Here is a 19,877-nt window from a genome sequence, read left to right on the forward strand (position 1 = left end):
CGGACCCTATTGGGCGGGGACGGGGAAGAGCATGCAGCTGCTCGTGGCGTGGGCGAGCAGGCGGTCCTGGGAGTCGAACAGCTCGGCCTGGGCGAGGGCGGTGCGGCGGCCCTGGTTGAGGACGGTGCCAACGGCGCGGACCTTGCCGGTGTCGATGGTGATGGGACGCAGGAATTTCAGGTTCAGGTCGAGTGAGGTGTAACCCATGCCGGCCGGGAGGACGGACTGCACGGCGCAGCCGGCGGCTGAGTCGAGAAGGGTGGCGTAGACGCCGCCGTGAACGCTGCCGATGGGGTTGTAGTGCTCCTCCCCCGGTTCCATCGCGAAGACCGCGCGGCCCGCCTCCACCTCCTCCAGGGTGAATCCGAGGGTCGCCGCGATGGGCGGCGCGGGAAGGCGCCCGGCCAGCACGTCCCGGAGGAACTCCAGACCGCTCGCCCGACCGACCGCGGCCGCGGAAACTTTCGGGTCCCCCCACTCGAACGTGCGTGACCTCGTCATTGGACGTTCCTCCCGGACTCACTGACTTCCACATTCGAAGCTAGCCATCCACACATCTGGCTGTCAATGCCGAAGCCAGCTTATGATGACCGCATGTCCTGGCTGGAGACCAGCACCGAGAACTGCACGGTGCAGCGCACCCTCGACCTCGTCGGCGAGAAGTGGTCGCTGCTGGTGCTACGTGACGCCATGAACGGCGTGCGCCGCTTCGACGACTTCCGCCGCCACATGGGACTGTCCGAGGCCGTGCTGGCAGACCGGCTGCGCAAACTCGTCGCCGCCGGGATTCTGGACACCGTCCCCTACCGCGAGCCCGGCAGCCGCACCCGCAACGAGTACCGGCTCACGCCCAAGGGCTGGGACCTGTGGCCCGCGATGATCGCCCTCAAGCAGTGGGGCGACCGCTACACCGCGGACCCCGACGGCCCGCCTCTGGAGGTCCGCCACCGCGACTGCGGCGAACCCGTCCGGACCGTAGCCGTCTGCACCGGCGGGCACAGCGCGCTCACCCCCCAGCAGGCCTACACCCGCCCCGGAGCCTCGGCCCGCACCTCGGGCTGACCCTCGGCCCGCCCGCCCGGAAGCGGGCCGGGGACGCTGTGGTGCTGTGGTCAGACCAGGCCGGTCCGGTAGACCAGCAGGGCGATCTGGACGCGGTTGCTCAGTTCGAGCTTGGTCAGGACGTGGGACACATGGGCCTTGACGGTGGGGATGCTCATGTAGAGGTCGGCGGCGATCTGAGCGTTGGTCTTCCCTTCGGCGATGGCGAAGGCCACTTCGCGTTCGCGGACGCCGAGCCGGCCGATCAGCGCTTGCGCACCTTGCGCATCCTGCCCGCCCGGAGCCGGCGCCTGCGGGGCGGCAGGGGTGTGCTGTGCTGCTGTGCCGCCGGTGGGCACCGCGGCAACGGTGTCGATGAGCTGGCGGAGGACGTCCGGGGAGAGCACCGGTTCCCCGGCTGCGGCTCTTCGCACCGCGGTCACGATGTCCTCGGGCAGGGTGTGTTTCAGGAGGAAACCGCTGGCTCCGGCCTGCAGGGCACGCAGCACGTATCCGTCGGTGGTGAACGTGGTGAGCATGATGATCTCGGGAGGGTCCGTGCGGGCGCGCAGAATGCGGGTTGCCTCGATGCCGTCCATCGTCGGCATGCGGATGTCCATCAGGATCAGATCCGGGGTGTGGAGATCGACGAGGGCGGGCAACTCGCTGCCGTCGGATGCCTCACCGACCACCGTGATGTCGTCGACGCCCCCCAGCATCATGCGAAGCCCGACGCGGACCAGGGGATCGTCGTCGGCCAGCAGTACGCGGATCATGCCGACCACGGTAGCGGCGATCACGTTGCCCACGGCAGCCGGGCCGTGACCCGGTAGCGGTCGGCCGTGGGGCCGTGAGTGATCGTGCCGCCGGCCAGAGCGGTGCGTTCGGACATGCCGATGAGTCCCTGCCCCGCCCCGTGAGCGGCAACGGGGGACGGGGTGGCGGGGAGGGGGTTGGTGACCTCCAGGGTGAGGCCGTCGCGCGACGTTCCGGCCAGGGTGAGGCGTACGGGCTCGCCCGGGGCGTGTTTGCGGGCGTTGGTCAGTGCTTCCTGCGCGATCCGGTAGACGGTGCGGCTGGTGAATTCGCTCAGCGAGTCCGCCTCGGTGAGATCCAGGTCCACCTCGATGCGCATACCCGCCCCGCGGTTCTCCTCGACCAGATGCTTCAGGTCCCGGAGTGTGGGCTGGGGTGGTTCGGTTCTCACCTCGGCGCCCGGGTCGAGGGGGGTGCGCAGGACGCCGAGGACATGCTGCAGGTCCTCCAATGCCTGGCGCGCACTGTCGCGGATCACGGTGGCGGCCTCCCGGACCTGCTCGGCCGGTGCGTGGGGATGGAACTCGAGGGCGTTGGCGTGGACACTCAGCAGTGACAGGCGGTGGGCGAGTACGTCGTGCATCTCCCGGGCGATCGCCTCACGCTCTCGTTGGCGTGCCTGCTCGGCACGCAGTGCGGATTCGCGCACGGCTCGCTCGGCACGCTCGTGGAGCGAACGTACGAAAAGGCCCCAGCCGACAGCGCCCACCACGAGAAGGGCCCCGGTCACGGCCGAGGTCACCTGGGCCGACTGCGCTGACTCGAAGGACCACCAGTGCGTCGCCAGGAAGTACAGGACAGGGATCAGCGCGACCGCCGCCACCCGACGGGTGGTGCCGACCCGGCATTGTGCCGCCGTGGTGAACAGGCCGATGGCCGTGGCGGGGATGACGGGCGCGACGGTGCACATCGCCACCAGGGCCAGCGAGACGGCCACGGGCCGGGTGCGCCGCCACCACAACAGCAGGCAGCCCGCCAGCGGTACGAGCAGGGTGTTCGTCCCGTCGGACAGCCTGTGCAAGACACCCGCGTCGGTGAAAATCTGGGGGTAGAACCACAGGTTCCTGTGACTCGCGGCAACGGTGGTGGCCGTCAGGGCCGCGGCCGCCGCCACGACCGCCAGGTCGCGTAGTACGTCGCGCCGGCCATCGCCCGTGTTCTTCTTGCTCACGGTTACGCAACATACGTCGCCCCTGCTGAGGGGGGCCAACCACATCGGCCACGGCGCGCGACTTCTATACGAAGGTATGGGGCCTGTTCGGACGCGACTTTCGTCACCCACGGATCACCGACTTTCTACCGAAGCCCACTCCCCCGGCTCGGCCGTAGCGTCAGGGCCATGAACCGATCCCCGCGCAAGGACACCGTCCCGCTGCCCCAGCGGCCCGCTCGGCTCGCCGTCGGCCTGCTCGGCGCGGCGCTCCTCCTGCTGGGCGGTGTGCCGCTGGCCGAGCGATTCCAGGCCCACCTGACGCTCTGGGGCGCCGCCCTGCCCATCCCCGGCCTCCCCCATCTGGTGCTGTTCGCCGCCGGAGTCGCGGCACTGTCCCTCTTCTGGCGCCGCAGGCACGGCACGGCAGGTCGCCCGGACCCGAAGGAGCGGTGAACCGCCACCTGGACCACAGAGCCGCGCCACGCTCCTTGGGGCGGCGGCCCGTCATGCCGACCACACACAGGAAGACCACACAGGCCAGTACGTCATGACCGATTCCGTCATGGACCACCAGGTCCCCAACGTCCCCGCGATCGAGACCATCGGGTTGGGAAGGCGCTACCGTCGTGGGTGGGCGCTGCGCGACAGCTCCTTCCGGCTGCCTGCCGGCCGCATCTGCGCACTCGTCGGCCCCAACGGCGCCGGCAAGACGACCCTGCTGTCCCTGGCCGCCGACCTGATCGAGCCGACCACCGGCACGATCAGGTTGTCCGGACATCGTCCCGGCAGCGCCCGGGCCCGCCAGAGCACCGCGTTCCTCAGCCAGCAGAAGGCCCTCTACCCCCGTTTCCGCGTCCACGAGATCCTCCGGATGGGACTGGAGCTGAACCCCACCTGGCACCAGGAGACCGCCGAGTCCATCATCGAGGCCGGCAACGTCCCCATGAACGCCCGGATCGGCACCCTCTCCGGCGGACAGTCCACCCGCGTCGCCTTCGCCCTCGCCCTGGGCAAGCGCCCCCGGCTGATGCTCCTGGACGAGCCGATGGCCGACCTGGACCCCTTGGTGCGCCACCAGATGACCGACACCCTCCAGGCCGAAGCCCGTCGGCACGGCTCGACCGTCGTGATGTCCTCGCACCTGGTCTCCGAGCTGGAAGGCGCCTGCGACTACCTCGTACTCGTCAACAACGGCACCATCCGTCTGGCCGGTGAGGTAGACCTCCTCCTGGCCCAACACCGGCAGCTCACCGCGCAGGCGACGGACCGCGCGCACCATCAGACGAACCTGGAGGGGTACGACGTCATCGCGACCTCCACGGGCGACGGACACCTCACCTCGCTGGTCCGCACCCGCCACGCGCTGCCGTCCGACGCGGGCCACCGCGCCCCCACCCTCGAAGAACTCGTTCTCGGATATCTCAGATCGCCCGACGCGACCCCGCTGCTCACTCGGAGCGCGCAAGTCACCGGCGTCAGCGGGGTTGCGGCATGAGCACCGGAACCTCCCAGGCCCGCGCCGGCGTCCGCCGCGGACCTCGGCTGCGCGGACTGATCTGGCTGATCTGGCGGCAGAACCGCACCGCCTTCTGGATCGGACTGGCGGCCGCGGCAGCCATCGCCGTCTACGCCATCGTGCAGCACCAGCACATCGCAGCGGCCGTCACCACACAGCATCTCGACGCCTGCCACGGCCACGAGAACTCCACGCCGTGCCTGACCGACCTCCTCCGCTTCGAGCAGCAGTACCAGTCCCCGATGCGGCGTCCACTCCAGGCCATGCTGCTCCTCCCGTTCCTGTTCGGCCTGTTCCTCGGCGGCCCGCAATTCGCACAGGAACTGGAGTCCGGGACCTACCGCACGGTGGCCACCCAGTCCGTGACCCGCATGCGCTGGTTCGTGGCGAAACTCGGCGTGCCGCTCGCCATGACCGTGATCATCAGCGGCGTGATCGCCGCCGCCACGACCTGGTGGTGGCACCCGGTCGTCAAGACCGCGGGCTTCGAGTTCTGGCACATGTGGTACCCGTTCTACGCGGTGGGGCCGGTCGTCGTCGGCCTCAGCGTCCTGCTCTACCTCCTGGGTACGACCCTGGGGCTCATCCTGCGCCGCACCGTCCTGGCCATGGGCGCCACCCTCGTCACCGGTGCGGGGCTGTTCACACTGCTCGAATGGGTCCGTCCGCATCTCCGGCCGATCCACACGGTGTATGCCCAGCACACCTCCGAACCCCCGGCCCCCGGCACCGCATGGCTGCTGGCGGACGGCCCGCTGTCCACGGACGGCCGGCGCGTGTCCGACCTCACAGAGTGCTACGCCCAGACCGACTTCCGCCAGTGCCTCTCCTCCCACGGCATCACCGGACGCTGGGCCGAGTACCACCCCGTCTCGGACCTCTGGCCACTGCAGTGGGCGACGACCGGCCTGTCCCTGGCGCTCGGCGCCGCGCTCATCGCCCTGTCCGTGTGGTGGATCCGTAGAAACCCCGCCTGATCACCCCCGGCCCGGGGCCGTTGCGATCCGGGGGTCCCCGGGACGCAGGGAGTAGCAACAGCAGGCCAGATGGGTTTCACGAGAGGAGCCCCGAAACCGCCTGCCAGACCGACAACCGGTCTGCCAGGAACTCCTTCGCCCTGTCGCCCCCTGCACCGTGGGCCCCGCAGTCGACCATCACGATCGGCACGGCAGGATGCCGCAACTCGATGCCTAGCGGCCGAAGCGGCTCCGTCATCACCGCGGCCGCGCGCCAGTGCGCCTGGCCGAGCAGCAAGCCGAGAGCAAGAGACGAGGTGCCCCGGAGCGGCCGGTCGGACGCAAGGCGGAGGCTCTGTGCGGAACATCGGCGGTCAGGAGGACCCATCACAGCTATCGAATCAGTCGATACGGTATTGTTCAATACTAAACGGCTACGTCTGCTGCGGCCCTGCTGCCCTGCCGGAAAGACCTGGTCGAAGCGGCAAAACCGCGATGGCCCAGGTCCCGTTGCGCGCCCGCACCACTGGCACCAAGCCGCCACGAAGGGGAAACACCGTCATGCCCGCAGCACCCGGCACCACGACCGCCATACCCAAGGGGACGGGCCGGACACTGCCCAGGATTGCCTCCACACTCGCCGTAATTTCGCTCGCCGCCCTCGCCCTCACGGGCTGCTCGGTCGATACCACCTCGCCCTCCGAGGCCCGCGCTGACGCCCCGAAGGGCGCCGCAGCCTTCACCGGAGGGGAGGGGAAGCCCGGCTCCGCCGGACGCAACGCGGGTGGCACCGAGGTGCCCGTCGACTGCGAGAAGACCAAGTGCATCGCCCTGACCTTCGACGCCGGCCCCGGGAAGGACACCCCCGAGCTCCTCGACATCCTCAAGAAGGAGAAGGTCCACGCCACCTTCTTCCTGCTGGGCAAGGACCACGTACTCAAGCACCCGGAGACCGTCCGCCGTCTCGCCGCCGAGGGCCACGAGGTGGCGAACCACACCTGGACCCACCAACGTCTCGACACACTCGACAAGGAAGCGATACACGACGAACTGGCCCGCACACAGGACGCAATAGCCGAGATCACCGGCGAGAAGCCCACCCTGATGCGCCCGCCGCAGGGCCGCACCGACGAAGACGTCACCGCCGTCAGCAAGGAGCTCGGCCTCTCCCAGGTGCTGTGGAGCACGACCGCGAAGGACTACGCGACCACCGACTCCGCCCTGATCGAGAAGCGCACCCTCGACCAGGCCGGCCGGGACGGAATCATCCTGCTGCACGACATCTACGACGGCACCGTGCCCGCCGTGCCCGGCATCATCGCCGAGCTGAAGAATCGCGGCTACACCTTCGTCACGGTCCCCGAACTCCTCCACCCGGCCAAGCCGGTGCCCGGAACCGTGTATCGACCGTGATCAGCACCTGAGGCCACCCGGGACGCGCGTCACACTCCCGGAGGCGAGTAGGGGCCGCCCTGCTGCTCAGACGCGGCCAACACCCGTAGGGCAGACCGTCGAGGGGGAGGACATCTGACGGTGCCCGCAGTGCCACCGCCGTACCTACGGCGCCGGGGACATCGGCTTCGAGGCGGCGGGCCGAACGGGCCTCCCGGTTCGGGGGGACGGACACCCGCCTGAACCTCTGAGCCGCTACCGTCCCCGACTTCCGCAATCCACCGGACGGCGATCCCTGACAGAGTGCGCGGGACCGACCGGACCAGGCGGTCATCTGCCCCCGGCCGCCGGCGTACTCGCACCTGCGTGTCGGGATCAGTGGGGGTACGTCGAGCCACGGAGCCGCACGTCTCAGGCCCAATCGTGGTGCCGGCCGCCGGCTTCGCGGCCGAGTCGACGCATCACCCCAGAATCCGCCCCGAACCGGCGCGACACCTGAACCTCGAACCAAACACTGCCACCCAGACGGAACGCTCATTCATCGGGAGGGCAGCACGCAGAACTCGTGGCCATCGGGATCGGCCATCACCACCCAGCTGACCTCGCCCTGGCCGATGTCGATTCGAGTCGCCCCGAGGGAAACGAGACGGTCGACCTCCGCTTGCTGATCACCGTGGACAGGTGGAGCGAGGTCGAAATGCAGCCGGTTCTTCCCGGTCTTCGGCATCAGCGGCGGACCGCCCCAGGTGAACTTCGGACCGCCGCGCGGCGAGCGGATCGCGGTCTCCTGGTCCTGGTCCCAGACCAACGGCCAGCCCAGCGCCTGGCTCCAGAAGTATCCGACGTCCTGTGAGCCATCGCACGCAAGCGCTCCGATGAATCCGCAGTCGGCGAGAAAGTTGTTGCCCGGCTCGATGACGCAGAACTCATTGCCTTCGGGGTCGGCGAGCACCACATGCTCGTCCTCCGGGCGTTGACCGATGTCGATGTGCCGGGCGCCGAGTCCGAGCGACCTCGCCACAACCTGCTGCTGGTCATCAAGAGACGTGCTCGTCAGATCGAAGTGAATCTGGTTCTGGCCTGACTTCTCCTCCTGGGTCGAAAGAAATCGGATCCGGAACCCGGTGTCGTCGCTGGGCAGGAGCACGATGCCGTCGTAGGGGTCGTCGGTCATCTCCCAGCCCAGGACGCCGGCCCAGAAGCGCGCGAGACCGAGCGGGTCGTTCGCATCGAAGCAGAGTGCGTGGAGTTGAGAAGTCATCCCTCGGTGTCCGATCCGCTGACTCGCTGCCCACCCGCCGATCCGGTCCCGCAGTCCACCAGCAAGAGAGCTTTCATCCAGGTCGTGGCTGGAGCCTGCCCAGACGGCGCCACCCGGTCAACTCATTTACGGCCAGCGCTCGACCACTGCCGTCACAACAGCCCCCCACGTCCACCAAGTCACAAGCTCGGGAGGAGGCCGTCGAGAGGGCCACTACCTGTTCGGGGTCGAGCGTCGACGAGGAGGCGGCCGTGGCGGATCTTGCGGTCCTTCTTCGTGCCGAGTAAGCGCCGCAACTGCTGCTGCCGAGGGCGACCGCGGTGTGCCGGCTGGTGCACGAAGGTCTGCCGGGTGCGGAGGTCGCCCTCGGTCCGAACGATCTCCTCGGCCCTCGCCGTTCCGAGCGCTCCTCGCCGGTCATGGGGAACTGGCGAAATGCGGCTCCTGGAGTGACGAAAGCGCCGTTGGTCGTCTTCCTCGGGCACCACCGCCGTCTACGCCGCAGGGCCGAGGTGGCCTTCGAGGATGATCTGGGTGATCAGGGGTCGGTCCCAGAGGGCGAGGATTTCGTTGGCGAGGGCCACGATCGGGAGCGGGTGCCGATTGCCGTGCACCTCGATGGCGGCGGCCGACAGGCTGCGCGGGACGGCTCCGGCATCGAGGAGGACACGCCACTCCTCCGGCCCGAGCTCCAGGAACTCCAGTCCGGTCAGCTTGGCGATCTCCAGGGGGTCGGCGAGCGTACCGGGGTAGGCAGTGAGGGTCCGCAGACGGGGAAGCCCAGTGACGGAGGCGAGGCTCAACGGCTCGCCCTCCCACACACCGATGCTCAGCACCTCCAGCCCGGCGTGGGCGGCGGCCTGAACACTTGTCAGGCTTCGGATGTTGACCCTGGCCACGACCGGCGGCTCGTCCCGGTGACGGCCGCCGCGCCCTTGACTGCGCCCGTTCATCACCAGGTCGGTGAGAGAGTCGGCAATCAGTGAGGCGCCGGTGTTCTCCTCATGGCTGAGCATGATGATCTGCCCTGTGTGTCCGCGCGGGCCCGGTGTCAGGTCGACCGCGATCCGGTCGCCACCGCCGTTGTCACTGAAGGCAATCCAGCCAGGTGAGCCGACCAGACCCTGCACCGCGGCGTCGGGCGGGGTGACGACCGCCTCCATCGCCGCGAACCGCCACGGACACGGACGGGACGGGGCGTCGGCGATGTACAACTCGTCCAGAGGGAAGAGCTCGCCGATCATCTGGAACACGCGCTCCGCTGTCTCGTGGTCGTCGCGCTGATCCTCCCACCGCGCTCGCGTCACCCGGTAGAGCACCTTGAGCTCGTCGGGCAACGGGACGCCGAGGCGCGCTTCCGCGGCGGCGATCTCCTCCTCGGTGGCGCCGACCGCATCGGGGATCCGCTCGCGCAGCGTCCGCTCCAGCAACGCCAGATCCATCGACGGGGCCGGCGCCGCCCCAGGCACCGGGTCAGGCAGGCGGCGCCACGGCTCGGGGACGGAGTCCTCGACCAGGACGAGCGAACCCGGGTGCGGATTGCCGATACCGGGCTCCACTGCAGGGCTGGGGCTGAGCAGGTGGAGCACGGTCCTGCCGGTCGGCGAGATCTCCGCCGTGAAGGAGATGGCGTGAGCGCCGGCGTCCGCGAGTACGCCAAGCACCCGCTGCACCACGGCGAACTCGTCCTGCATGTCCTCGACCTGGAGAGCTCGTCCAGGCGGCGGGAGCCGCCGCTGCATGGGCAGACTCCACCCGCCGTGGCCGATCCGTCCCGCCACATAACCGCCCCGTGCGGCAAGGCTCTCCGCGTTACCGGCCCGCAGGAGTCGCAGCACGGGCTCCCAGGTCTCGAAGTCATGTATCGAGGGCAACGGTAGGCCTCCGGTCGTTCCAGTGGTCGTAGGGGACGGCAAGGGCGGGCGCGTCGTGAGGTTGATTATTGCGGAAAGCCGCCACCCCGGCCGAGTCCCACCGTCGTCGGCCCCATCCCTCGTGGGAGCCCGACACGCTCATCACGGGACCCGCACGAACCGGGAGCTACAGAACGGCAGGTAGACGGATTTCGTCGGTAGCCCGTCATCCGGCCTGAGAGTCTGGTGACGAAGCCGCTCGGGCTCGCGCAGGCCGCCACGGTCATCAGCGTTCGGACCGATGAGTCTCTGCACGTCACGGCGTCCCAGGAGTGGGTGCGGTCGCCTCTGACCGCCGCAGCGGCGGAATCGGCCATCGAGGTCGAAGAGAGGTTCGGCTTCGTCGACACGTGCTCGGCGGCGGCTTCGTACACGGAAACGAACAGCACCTCGACATGGGTTCGCGAGGCACGATGCCGTCGAGGCCGTAACCGCTTCGGGTGGGGGACGACGACGGCCGGCAGCGGAGCACCAGTGTGGCCGTCCGGGGATCAGGTCAACAGCGCAGATCCAGTTGAGGTCAGAGCGGTTGAAGGTTCGATTCCCCACCTTGCTGAAGGAGTCGTCCCCCAGAGAGAATTCCGATGGAATAGAGACCTGACGGTGACACAGATATGGCACGTGGTCAGTGGCGGTTCAAACGCCACCTCACATGCCCGCTTGCGCCGCTATGCGGAAGCCACGACCTCCCCGGCCATGACCTGGGGAGGGTTGGGGAGCAGTGACGCGAGGTTGTCCCGCACGAAGTCCGACGCCCTTGAGATCGATTCCTCAGCACCGGCCTGGTCCTGGAAGACGCTGGTCGAGACCATCGTTCCGTTCCCGGCATCGATCCAGTAGTAGGCCACCAAGCCGGGGACCTGGCGCATGAGCGGCACGAACCCCTCTTTCACGATGCGTGCCGCCTCGGCCGAATCGGTCACCCCTTCGTACCGTCGGACTGCTGCGTACATGGCCAATCTCCTCGCGGGTTCCGGGTTCCTGCATGGCTGAGACGCCATACCCCTGCGACAGCTACCTCGCTCGCGGGGCGTCCGGCATTCACCGGAAGGGCCGCCTTCCGTGATCCGAACGGCGGCCTCGGTCCCGGACACACGGCCTCCTCCCCTGGCCCCGGACCGCTCCCGCATCATCGTCGAAATCGACGGCGTCCAGCATTACGGCCGCAAGAACCCGCCCGATGAGAAGGGACGGACGGCTCGCTCCGTGCCGGCCGGTCGAACGCGTGAAGCCGACCGGCCGGCTGCTTCCCTGAGGGTTACGGCCCTTCGTTACGGCAATTCCAGGAACAGTGGGAACGCCGCTTTCGCGATATGGCCCTTCGTCACCCTCACCACGGTCGCCGGAGAGCCGATCACCCCCTCCGGCAGGTCCAGGGTGAGCAGATATACGCCCGGTTCCACATGGGCGAAGCCGAACCAGCCCGAGCCGTCGCTGAGCCGGCTGGTCTCCTTCCCGCCGGTGGTGAGCGGGTGGAGCGTCACCGGCACCTGGTCCAGCGCTCCGCCGCCGCGGAGCGCCAGCCTGCCCGCCACATGCCCGTCCTGGGGCGCCGCCTTCCACGGCATGCCGGGCACCGCCGCCTCGTCCTTGAACGGCGCGTCCTCGCCCTGCGTCAGCGCCTGCACCAGCTTGGCCCGCTCGACCGCCAGGCCGTTGGCCGCCACATCCATGCTGGGACTGGCGTACGCGTAGCCGCTCCAGCCGGCCGCGGTATTGCCTGCCGCGCTGGGTCGCAGCGCCTCCCTGACCTGGCTGAGCGAGTCCGCGACGCCGTTGAGGTACAGCGCCGGTCCGTTGACCGCCTGCCGCTCGCCTTGGTGGTCGGCCAGGAACTCGGACCACTCGGAGAACATCAGCGCCTGGTCCGGATTCCAGTTGCGCTTGTAGTTCATGGTCACCGCGGTGTCCATGATCCCTTCGTCCAGCCACCCCGCCCAGTCCTGCAGGACCTCGGCGTAGGTACGGGTGGCCTGCCAGCCGCCGACCGCCTGCGGCCCGTGCCCGTAGGTGATGGCGTCCATCGACAGGCGGGCCTGCGGGTCGACTTCCCAGATACCGAGATAGATCTTGCGCACCAGATTGGTGACCTGACTGCGTCGCCAGTCACCCCAGGCGGCGTCGGACGGGAGGGGTATGTCGGTACGGCCTGTCGCCTGCTGGAAGCGGGCGACGGACACGTCGTTGTAGCCCCAGTCGCTGTGGGTGGTGGTGGAGCTGCCGTCCGGGTAGCGGACGTAGTCGAGGTTGATGCCGTCCACGTCGTAGTTGCGGACGATGCTCTGGATGCCGCGGACGATGTAGTCGACGGCCGCCGGATGGCCGGGGTCGACATAGGCGTTGGCGCCCACCAGTTCCTGGCCGTTGGCCTTCTTGTTGAGCCAGCGGTCGGCGCCGGTGACGCCCGGGCCGTGCTGGTTGAAGACATGGTCCGGGGAGCGGGGCGGGGTAGTGCTGTTCCACATGGTGTTGACGTTGACCCAGGCGTGCACCTGCAGTCCGGCCGCGTGCCCCTGCCGGACTATCTCCTCCAGCGGATCGTAGGGCGCCGGAGCGATCGCGGCGTCGGTGCGCGGGTACAGGGCGTTGTTGCAGAAGCAGTCGTAACGCCGGGCGGTCTGGACGATCAGAGTGTTGGCGTTGATGTCCAACGCGTCCTTGACCAGAGTCGTGACCTGCGCGGGTGTGTAGATGCCCGGGTTGAAGGCGTCCACCCAGTAGCTGCGCCACTGGGCCGGCGCCGCCGGGCCGTCGTCGGCGTGGGCGGGCAGCGTGGTGCCCGCGCCGAAGAGCAGGCCGAGGACCGCCGCCAGGGTGATGAGTACGCGAGGCAATCGCATGTGATGTGTCCCCTGTGAAGTTCGTCGGTTACGGGCGTGCGTCGCGGGAAGGCGGCGGGCCCCAGCTGGTCCTAGGCGAACGTGGCGCCCCAGGTGGCCGGCCCGACGATGCCGTCCACGCTCAGGCCCTTGCTCGACTGGAAGCTGCGGCAGGCGGAGTCGGAGCCCGGTCCGTACTGGCCGTCCACGGTGAGCGAGTAGCCGTGCGCGCTGTTCATCCGGTACTGCCAGGTCGCCACGCTGGCGTGCACGAAGGTCGGCGGCTGGCGGAAACTGACCCCGGGGTGGGGCAAGGGCCCGCCACCGGGGTTGACCTCGCCGCTGAGCACCCGGGAGTACAGATTTCCCGGGCAGTCGGTCGCGTGGTGGTCGCGGTGGCCGGTGATGGCCTGCGCGGCGCCGCCCGACATCCGCAGGCGGTTGATCCCGAAGCGGACGGCGTCGATCAGTGCGGCGGTGATGGTGTCGTAGTTGCCGCTGGTGCCGCCGGTCAGCGCACAGACCGCGTACCAGTCGTCGTTGCCCTGCGTGGTGCCCTGGGCGGCGGTACGGACGTTCTCGCCGCGGCCCTGGAAGAGGTAGCCGTGGACGCAGGCGAGGTGGCTGTAGGCGATGTCCGACCAGCCGTTGGAGTCCATGTGGAAGTTCTGGATGCCCCGCACCTGGCCTGCGCAGTCGGCGTGGTTGGCCTTGGCCACCTTCACGGCGTCGACATGATGGACGACCACGCCGCCCTGAGCCGGGGTGATGTTGCTGCTGACGCTCTTGGGTGCCCTGGCGCCCCACTGGGAGCGGGTGACGAACGTGGCCATCAGCTCCGCCCTCCTCGGCCCAGGGCACAGCCGACGGTGGCGTTCAACGGCTCGACGTGGCCGTTGCGCGCTGTGTCGAGGCCATAGACGGCGCCGGGATGGCGGGGATGCGTGACGATGGGGAGCTCGCGGCTTCCCGGCGGGAGGGGGGTGGCGGCACGCACGGGTCCGGAACATATGACGGGCAGCGCGAGCGCACCGCCGGCTGCCGCCAGCAGCGCGGCGCGGCGAGATGGGCCGTGAGTCAACGGTCCTCCAGTTGGGCGTGAGTGGGTGCGATTGTCCGGACGTTGACAGGACGCCGTCAAGAGATCGGGACGGAGGAGCAACCGGCGTGCAGACTCGAGGAGTTGGCCGGGCCGACGTGGCGGGTTTCGTCCGGGACGGCCGTCGGCGGGTCCCCGGGGACCGCGACCCAGCAGTCGAGGGTCCAGCCCTTGAGGCGGACGCAGCGGCGCTCGCCGTTCGCGAATTGCGGCACGGTGCCGACCGACCTCGAGTGCTACCGGATGGGCCAGCACCGCGGGGTCATCGCAGATCTGAAGGCGCTGCCGTGGAACCGGCCGGAGTGCGTCCAGGTCATGCTCCACGATGAAGACGACGATTGCTTCGGGCTGTGGATCGTCCAGGACGGTGCGCTGGTCGACGTGTGGATCCAGCGCACACAGCGGGTCCACGTCCCGCCGCCGTCGTGGTGGGACGACGGCCCGCGGCCCGGATCTCTGTGGCGGACGGAGGGGCTGGACGCAGGGGCGCGGCCCGCGCACTCCCCAGAGCATGAGCAGGACCCGCGACTGTCCCTGGTAGCGAGGGCTGGTGGTGCCCTATAGGTGAGCCCCAGTACTGGGGAGTGTCAGAGCCTGATGGGATGGTGCTGTCATGCAGGACAGACTCTTCCACTCGCCGGAGCCACCCCTGGAGCACGCCGTGATCGCTCGCTTCCAACTCGGTGGCGACGACCTTGGTGAACCTGACCAATGGTCCCTGGTCTTCGAAGCCGAACGGTCCATGGGAGCCGCGGTCGAGGCCGCCGGTGTCGGTGAGGTCGACGGCAACGAGTTCGGTGGGGGTGAGGTTGTGCTCTTCGCCTACGGCCCCGATGCGGACGCCCTGTACCGGGTCATGGAGCCTGGTCTGCGTGCGCTCCCGTTTCGGCCGGCGCACGTCGTGCTGAGATACGGAGAGCCAACCGACGCCATTGAAGAGCGCATCGAGCTCTGAACCCGCGTACCAGATCCGTGCCAGATCGAGCGGTCAGCCACCGTCATCGAGGACGACCACGGAGCCCACATCGGACGCAGCCCCGTCACAGCGTCCGGGCAGGATGAGCTGGGGAAACGGCTCAGGTGCCCCTACCGCGCCTGCAAAGCAGATGTCGGCAGTTCGAAGCCGTCCGCGCCCACCAGCGAAGAGACCCCCAGTCAATCACGACTGGGGCCACCAACGCCGCTGGTCACTCCCGGCCGGGCCGCCCTCCTGAGCAGCCGGTCCATGTGGCTGACAGCTTCGCGCCGGGTGTTCTCCATGACGGCGTGCAGACGATGTGGCGGTGATCTCCGCATCCTGGGCGTACGCGCTGATCCTCTGCTCGCGCCGGATCACCTGGTACGTGTCGGCCATCCACGCAACCAACGCTCCCAGCAGATCAGCTGCCCTCCCGGGGGAACGCCGCGGTCGGAGAGCAGGGACACGAAGCTGTGCCGGAGCTCCCGGGGCATCCAACCGTCAGCGCTGATCCCGTCGGCATCCTTGAGGGCCTGGCGGAAGGCACGCCGGACGTTCGTCGCGTCGAGCGGCTTGCCCACGGCCGAGGAGAAGACGAGCCCGTGTTCCTCCCAGCTGTCGCCAGCAGCGAGCCGTTCCCAGCCCTGGTCTTCGAATTGCTGCCGGAGGACCTCGGCGCAACGCGCTGGCAGAGCGAGCGTTCGCCGGGACTTCCGCGCTTTCGTATCTCCCCCGCGCCGGACCGAGCGCCACACCGCCATGTGCGGAGGCTGCGTCGGGTCGGCGTCCGGCTGGCCCTTGAGGAACACGTGGTCTCAGGTGAGGGCTCGCAGTTCCTCGGTACGGGCACCGGTCAGCAACGCGACGACGATGTACGCGTGCATCGATGTCGATGGTTGTTTGTGAGCGCTTCTTTGGGCTCCACCGCACGGGCGAGAAGTGGCTCCACGGTGTACGAAGTTGATCTGGCCCCACCGCTGAGCGGACGGAGGTACTGGGCACTGGTCCGACAACGGCTCCGCTGCCTCCTCAGATCCCTCAGAGAGATCGGTAGAGCGGTGGGAAGACGCCGGTAGGGTGGGCCCATTGTGGACGCGGAGACAGGAAACGAGATGGTTGCCGTCCCGTCGGGACGGGTGACGCTGTCGGACCGGCGGACGCAGAGCAATTGGCCGGTCGAGGTCGCGCCGTTTCGGATGTCGGCGTTCCCGGTGACTCAGTCTCGGTACGCACTAATCACAGGCCGACGGCCGAGTAGCACCCAAGGCGAGCGGCTGCCGGTCGAGGGTGTTTCGTGGTGGGACGCGGTCCAGTTCTGTAACGCCTTGTCCCGGCGCGAGGGGCTGACGCCCGCGTATGACCTGTGCGTCGACGACGAGACGGCCGAATGGGACGCCTCCGCAGACGGGTACCGGCTGCCGACCGAGGCCGAATGGGAGCACGCCTGTCGTGCGGGGACCACTGGCGCGCGGTACGGCCAGCTCGACGAGGTCGCCTGGTACCAAGGCAACTCTGATGGGCGGATCCATGCTGTTGGCGGCAAGCAGCCCAACGCATGGGGTCTGTACGACATGCTGGGCAATGTGTGGGACTGGTGCTGGGACGTCTACGACGCCGAGGTGTATGGCACCTACCGGGTGCTCCGTGGTGGTGGATGGGCCGACGAGCACTGGAGCTGCCGGGCGTCGGTGCGGCGGCGCAGCCACCCGACCTTCCGGATCGACGACGTGGGATTCCGCATCGCGCGCTCCACACCACTGCCCCGGCCATAACAGCCTCATTCTCGGTGAAGTGCCGGTGTGCAGTGGCTCCGGACGGGCCGAACGACGCGGACGGAAGTTGCTGCCGTGCGCAACCCGAGGTGGCTCCGGCACCAAGCGCTCCACCATCCCCACAACCGCAGGCTGTCGATCTCACGCCCAAATGAGACGGCATCCAAGCCCGACACGTCTCCCGGCTGCTACGCGTGCGGTAGATGATCCCCGCGCTCGCCCGAGTTCGTCTGCCGAGTTGGATGTCGCCCAGCGGTCAGAGGCTGGTGAGCAGGCCGTCGAGTGGGGCGGGTATGCGGCCGGGGTCGAGGGCCTCGACGAGGACGCGGCCGTAGCGGATCTTGCGCCCCTTCTTCGTGCCGAGGAAGCGCCGCAACTGCTGCTGTGAGGTGCGGCCCCGCTGTGCGGGCTGGCGCAGGAAGGTCTGCAGGGCGCGCAGGTCGCCCTCCGCCCGGACGAGCTCCTCCACCCGTGTCACGCCCAGCGCGCGGATGAGCTCGTCCTCCAGATCCGCCGCGCAGACGAAGAACCCATGCTGTGCTGCACTGGCCCGCTCCAAGCCGCGGGCGTAGTAGCCACGCTCCGCCTCGTCGCACAGTCCCGTGAGGCGGAGGCCCAGGCCGGGTGGTCCGAGGAGGCGGGCGAAGCGCCCGACGCTCATCGCACCGCCCATCGACAGAACGCAGACTCCTTCGGCCTCCAGGTTCCGGCCGCGACTCGCGGCCAGCGCGTTGACCGCTGCGACGTCGCTCTGCCCTTCGAGTAGGACGGCCGCCCGGACGGTCAGTCGCGCGGCCAGCCGGCGCGCGGGGTCGCCGGGACCACCGGCCGCCCACGCGGTGACCGCCTCCCGGAACGACTCCATGTCAGCCATGAGACGAGTCTGCGCCCTTACCGGCCACCACGGTAGGGAATTACCGTCGGTGCGCTTCGATCGGCGGTGAGCAGAGGGAGGTGGCCACGAGGATGATCGCCGGCACACCTCCCGGTCTCTGTACCGCCGTCGGCAGGAAGGTCGCCAAGGCCGTCTGGTTCCACCTCACCTGCCGGGGCGTGACCGCCTGGCCGATGGCGCTGCCACCTGGCGATCCTGCCTACGACGCTCCCGCGTCCGGTCCGGCACGCGCGACCGTCCTGACCTTCCTGCGGTCCGCCTCCAGCGGAACTGGCCTGACGGGCTGGGATATCGCCCGCGACGCGTGCGCGGGCGGGCTCCGACCCGTGGCCGTTGCTGCCGCTGCGCAGTACCGCTGCCCTCTGGTCACCTGCTGAGTGGCCTGTGCACCACTACCAGCCCCGGACGGTGGCGTGCATCTCCCATACGAGGATCTCCGCGCCTGAAGGCTGTTCGGCCGTGATGCGCTGGCCGCCGGTCGCAGTGAAGCGCACTGCGTCCCCCTCCTGGAGCTCTCCTGTGCCCTCCAGGACGACTTTGCCTCTTGGCACGTACAGATGGAGGAAGGGAGCCTCGGGCAGTACGACCGAGGCGCCCGCCGAGAGCCGGGCCGCATGCAGTGCGGCGTACTTGTTCCGGATGCGGATGGCGGTGGTGTCGGAGTGCTTGTCCATGCCGGAGGCGACTGTGGTCAGGCCACTGCGCAGGAGCTCGTCGTCGATCTCCAGCTGCTCGTATCCCGGGGGGATCCCGGCCTCGTCCGGTACGACCCACATCTGCACGAAATGTACCGGGTCGGCATGGGTGCTCCCGCCCTCCAGGCGCCACGAGTCGTTCTTCTCCGAGTGCAGAATTCCCGTTCCCGCACTCATCCTCTGAGCCAGACCAGGGTAGATCAATCCAGAATGCCCGGTGGAGTCCTGGTGTACCAAAGACCCCTGCAGCACCCATGTGACGATTTCCATGTCCTGATGGGGATGAGTCTCGAAACCGGTCCCTGCTGTGACGATGTCGTCGTTGCTGACAAGCAGAAGACCGTGATGGGTATTTTGCGGGTCGACGTGATGGGAAAATGAGAAGGAATGTTTGGAATCGAGCCAGGACAGGTTTGTTTTGAAACGATCCCGGCCGCGTCGCACATCGACGGTCGGCTGCATGACTGAAGTCAACGCCGGCCCCCGTCAGCAGGAATGTGAGTGGTCACAGCTTGGCCCTCGAAAGGATGGGAACGGGAATCTCAGGAACGTCGTCGACGGAGGAGCCGACATGGAGCTGAGTGCAGTGCTGGTCGGCAATCTCGGCGCAGATCCCCGCCACTTGCTCGCAGAGAGGCTCCCCGAGGTCCGCCGCGGCCAAGGCCATGATCATCTTGTACTGGAGATCCTCCATTTTGCCTCCCGTGCTGCTGGCTCATCAGTACGCTAAGTGAGCCCTTGGATCCTCGCCAGCCGGACCATGGCCGGCACGCGGAGGTGGCGGCCGAGAGAGTGCCCGGAGCGAAACAGGGGCGCGTTCCCACAGGGCCGAGCGCGTGGGCGGAGCCACGAGGGCGCCTGGGGCGTTATGCACCCGGGCGCGACCGGCAGATGCCGGGGGTGTGAGCGGCTGCTGTTGACGCCAGAGGAGCATGCCGAGGGCGACCAGGGCTCCTGAACACTGACGCCGGCACCGTAGAAAAAGCCCCCGATCGTTTCGCCGATCGCGATGAGCGAAATGGTCGGCAGAGGAGCTGGGTGGGGTGGGCGCGGAGCCGCGCGGGCAGAGACGGCGCGGCGTTGGTTGTCCTATCGCGAGAGGTGTTTGCGCCCCCGCGGCGCGACGGGCGTACGCGTGGGTGGCAGGGCCGTGAAGCTGAGACGAAACCGCCCGCTGTCAGTGCGCGGCTGCGATCGCCCGAACTGGCCACGGCCTTCCACCGCCTCGCTGCATGCGGCGTGGTATCGAAGGCGAAGTACCGACCATCCTTCACCTCGGCGGCCTGCAAGTTCCCCTCCCCTGCCGTGCTGGAGACCATCAGGTCGATGAGACGGGGACATCCGCCACGCAGGCACGCTGCCGACGACGGACACCACGTACATGATCACGATCTGCGGCTGGAGTACTCAGCGGTGGTCTCACGGAGGAAGGTGTTCCAGCCCCCCGCTGGGGACTGTCCGACCTCGAGGGTACGGAGCTTCGCGAGGATCTTCGCGTCCTGGACGTCGAGCCAGTCGCAGAACTGCCTGAAGGACACCAGCCGTACGTCCTTCTTTCCGGCCATTCGCTTGAGCGCCTCTTCGACGGCGT

At 68.6% G+C, this 19,877-nt stretch carries 21 protein-coding genes and 3 pseudogenes; 9 read left to right on the forward strand and 15 right to left on the reverse strand.

The window, feature by feature from the left end; all coding sequences use genetic code 11:
• Window positions 1–6: 6 nt before the first annotated feature.
• Window positions 7–501, reverse strand: coding sequence for a PaaI family thioesterase (locus ABT078_RS38580; protein WP_351236401.1), 495 nt, complete (start codon window positions 499–501; stop codon window positions 7–9).
• 93 nt (window positions 502–594) lie between these two features.
• Between ABT078_RS38580 and ABT078_RS38585 the strand changes: the two genes are divergently transcribed.
• Window positions 595–1,062: a winged helix-turn-helix transcriptional regulator gene (locus ABT078_RS38585; RefSeq protein WP_351236403.1), complete on the forward strand. Its 468-nt coding sequence runs from the start codon at window positions 595–597 to the stop codon at window positions 1,060–1,062.
• A 50-nt stretch (window positions 1,063–1,112) separates the two neighbouring features.
• Here ABT078_RS38585 and ABT078_RS38590 read toward each other — a convergent pair whose 3' ends face one another.
• On the reverse strand, window positions 1,113–1,817 hold the full coding sequence (locus tag ABT078_RS38590; protein WP_351236405.1) for a response regulator: 705 nt from the start codon (window positions 1,815–1,817) through the stop codon (window positions 1,113–1,115).
• Between the two features lie 20 nt (window positions 1,818–1,837).
• Window positions 1,838–3,028 (reverse strand): sensor histidine kinase, encoded by a 1,191-nt coding sequence (locus tag ABT078_RS38595; RefSeq protein ID WP_351236408.1) that lies wholly within the window; start codon window positions 3,026–3,028, stop codon window positions 1,838–1,840.
• Window positions 3,029–3,196: 168 nt separating this feature from the next.
• Between ABT078_RS38595 and ABT078_RS38600 the strand changes: the two genes are divergently transcribed.
• From ABT078_RS38600 to ABT078_RS38615, 4 genes are all read left to right on the forward strand, one after another.
• Window positions 3,197–3,463 (forward strand): hypothetical protein, encoded by a 267-nt coding sequence (locus tag ABT078_RS38600; RefSeq protein ID WP_351236410.1) that lies wholly within the window; start codon window positions 3,197–3,199, stop codon window positions 3,461–3,463.
• Window positions 3,464–3,557: 94 nt separating this feature from the next.
• On the forward strand, window positions 3,558–4,505 hold the full coding sequence (locus ABT078_RS38605; protein ID WP_351236412.1) for an ABC transporter ATP-binding protein: 948 nt from the start codon (window positions 3,558–3,560) through the stop codon (window positions 4,503–4,505).
• Entirely contained in the window at window positions 4,502–5,503 is a 1,002-nt protein-coding gene (locus ABT078_RS38610) for an ABC-2 membrane transporter-related protein (RefSeq protein ID WP_351236414.1), read from the forward strand. Before ABT078_RS38605 ends, ABT078_RS38610 begins: the two co-directional genes overlap by 4 nt.
• A 540-nt stretch (window positions 5,504–6,043) precedes the next feature.
• The gene (locus ABT078_RS38615; protein ID WP_351236416.1) at window positions 6,044–6,895 is read left to right on the forward strand and encodes a polysaccharide deacetylase family protein; all 852 of its coding nucleotides are present in this window, start codon (window positions 6,044–6,046) and stop codon (window positions 6,893–6,895) included.
• Between the two features lie 517 nt (window positions 6,896–7,412).
• On the opposite strand, the gene ABT078_RS38620 is transcribed toward ABT078_RS38615, so the two are convergent.
• The 7 genes and pseudogenes from ABT078_RS38620 to ABT078_RS38650 all read right to left on the reverse strand — a co-directional run bounded on the left by ABT078_RS38620 (window position 7,413) and on the right by ABT078_RS38650 (window position 14,181).
• Window positions 7,413–8,135 carry a VOC family protein gene (locus ABT078_RS38620; protein WP_351236418.1) on the reverse strand — a complete coding sequence of 241 codons (723 nt, stop codon included), beginning with the start codon at window positions 8,133–8,135 and terminating at the stop codon, window positions 7,413–7,415.
• Between the two features lie 179 nt (window positions 8,136–8,314).
• A pseudogene (locus ABT078_RS38625) lies at window positions 8,315–8,542 on the reverse strand (ATP-dependent endonuclease); the annotation flags it as partial.
• Window positions 8,543–8,629: 87 nt separating this feature from the next.
• Window positions 8,630–10,009 (reverse strand): SMI1/KNR4 family protein, encoded by a 1,380-nt coding sequence (locus tag ABT078_RS38630; RefSeq protein ID WP_351236420.1) that lies wholly within the window; start codon window positions 10,007–10,009, stop codon window positions 8,630–8,632.
• Between the two features lie 707 nt (window positions 10,010–10,716).
• Window positions 10,717–11,001, reverse strand: a complete 285-nt coding sequence (locus tag ABT078_RS38635; protein WP_351236422.1) for a hypothetical protein — start codon at window positions 10,999–11,001, stop codon at window positions 10,717–10,719.
• A gap of 318 nt (window positions 11,002–11,319) precedes the next feature.
• Window positions 11,320–12,888 (reverse strand): glycoside hydrolase family 10-like protein, encoded by a 1,569-nt coding sequence (locus ABT078_RS38640; protein ID WP_351236424.1) that lies wholly within the window; start codon window positions 12,886–12,888, stop codon window positions 11,320–11,322.
• Between the two features lie 71 nt (window positions 12,889–12,959).
• On the reverse strand, window positions 12,960–13,700 hold the full coding sequence (locus tag ABT078_RS38645; protein ID WP_351236426.1) for a peptidoglycan recognition protein family protein: 741 nt from the start codon (window positions 13,698–13,700) through the stop codon (window positions 12,960–12,962).
• Between the two features lie 304 nt (window positions 13,701–14,004).
• Complete coding sequence (locus ABT078_RS38650; protein ID WP_351236428.1) at window positions 14,005–14,181, reverse strand: hypothetical protein; 177 nt, start codon at window positions 14,179–14,181, stop codon at window positions 14,005–14,007.
• A 1-nt stretch (window position 14,182) separates the two neighbouring features.
• Between ABT078_RS38650 and ABT078_RS38655 the strand changes: the two genes are divergently transcribed.
• On the forward strand, window positions 14,183–14,530 hold the full coding sequence (locus tag ABT078_RS38655; protein WP_351236430.1) for a hypothetical protein: 348 nt from the start codon (window positions 14,183–14,185) through the stop codon (window positions 14,528–14,530).
• Window positions 14,531–14,579: 49 nt separating this feature from the next.
• Window positions 14,580–14,921 (forward strand): hypothetical protein, encoded by a 342-nt coding sequence (locus tag ABT078_RS38660; RefSeq protein WP_351236432.1) that lies wholly within the window; start codon window positions 14,580–14,582, stop codon window positions 14,919–14,921.
• Between the two features lie 440 nt (window positions 14,922–15,361).
• Here the strand turns inward: ABT078_RS38660 and ABT078_RS38665 are convergent.
• A pseudogene (locus ABT078_RS38665) lies at window positions 15,362–15,814 on the reverse strand (tyrosine-type recombinase/integrase); the annotation flags it as partial.
• A gap of 222 nt (window positions 15,815–16,036) precedes the next feature.
• Between ABT078_RS38665 and ABT078_RS38670 the strand changes: the two are divergent.
• Window positions 16,037–16,696, forward strand: coding sequence for a formylglycine-generating enzyme family protein (locus ABT078_RS38670; RefSeq protein ID WP_351236446.1), 660 nt, complete (start codon window positions 16,037–16,039; stop codon window positions 16,694–16,696).
• Between the two features lie 256 nt (window positions 16,697–16,952).
• On the opposite strand, the gene ABT078_RS38675 is transcribed toward ABT078_RS38670, so the two are convergent.
• The gene (locus ABT078_RS38675; RefSeq protein WP_351236434.1) at window positions 16,953–17,570 is read right to left on the reverse strand and encodes a TOPRIM nucleotidyl transferase/hydrolase domain-containing protein; all 618 of its coding nucleotides are present in this window, start codon (window positions 17,568–17,570) and stop codon (window positions 16,953–16,955) included.
• Window positions 17,571–17,662: 92 nt separating this feature from the next.
• Between ABT078_RS38675 and ABT078_RS38680 the strand changes: the two genes are divergently transcribed.
• Window positions 17,663–17,968 (forward strand): hypothetical protein, encoded by a 306-nt coding sequence (locus ABT078_RS38680; protein WP_351236436.1) that lies wholly within the window; start codon window positions 17,663–17,665, stop codon window positions 17,966–17,968.
• 15 nt (window positions 17,969–17,983) lie between these two features.
• Here ABT078_RS38680 and ABT078_RS38685 read toward each other — a convergent pair whose 3' ends face one another.
• The 3 genes and pseudogenes from ABT078_RS38685 to ABT078_RS38695 form a co-directional block, all read right to left on the reverse strand.
• Window positions 17,984–18,748, reverse strand: coding sequence for a pirin family protein (locus tag ABT078_RS38685; RefSeq protein WP_351236438.1), 765 nt, complete (start codon window positions 18,746–18,748; stop codon window positions 17,984–17,986).
• Between the two features lie 43 nt (window positions 18,749–18,791).
• Window positions 18,792–18,980 carry a hypothetical protein gene (locus ABT078_RS38690; protein WP_351236440.1) on the reverse strand — a complete coding sequence of 63 codons (189 nt, stop codon included), beginning with the start codon at window positions 18,978–18,980 and terminating at the stop codon, window positions 18,792–18,794.
• A gap of 691 nt (window positions 18,981–19,671) precedes the next feature.
• Window positions 19,672–19,877: pseudogene (locus ABT078_RS38695) on the reverse strand (hypothetical protein); the annotation flags it as partial.

The organism is Streptomyces sp. NPDC002133 (assembly GCF_040296405.1).
Classification (GTDB): Bacteria; Actinomycetota; Actinomycetes; order Streptomycetales; family Streptomycetaceae; genus Streptomyces.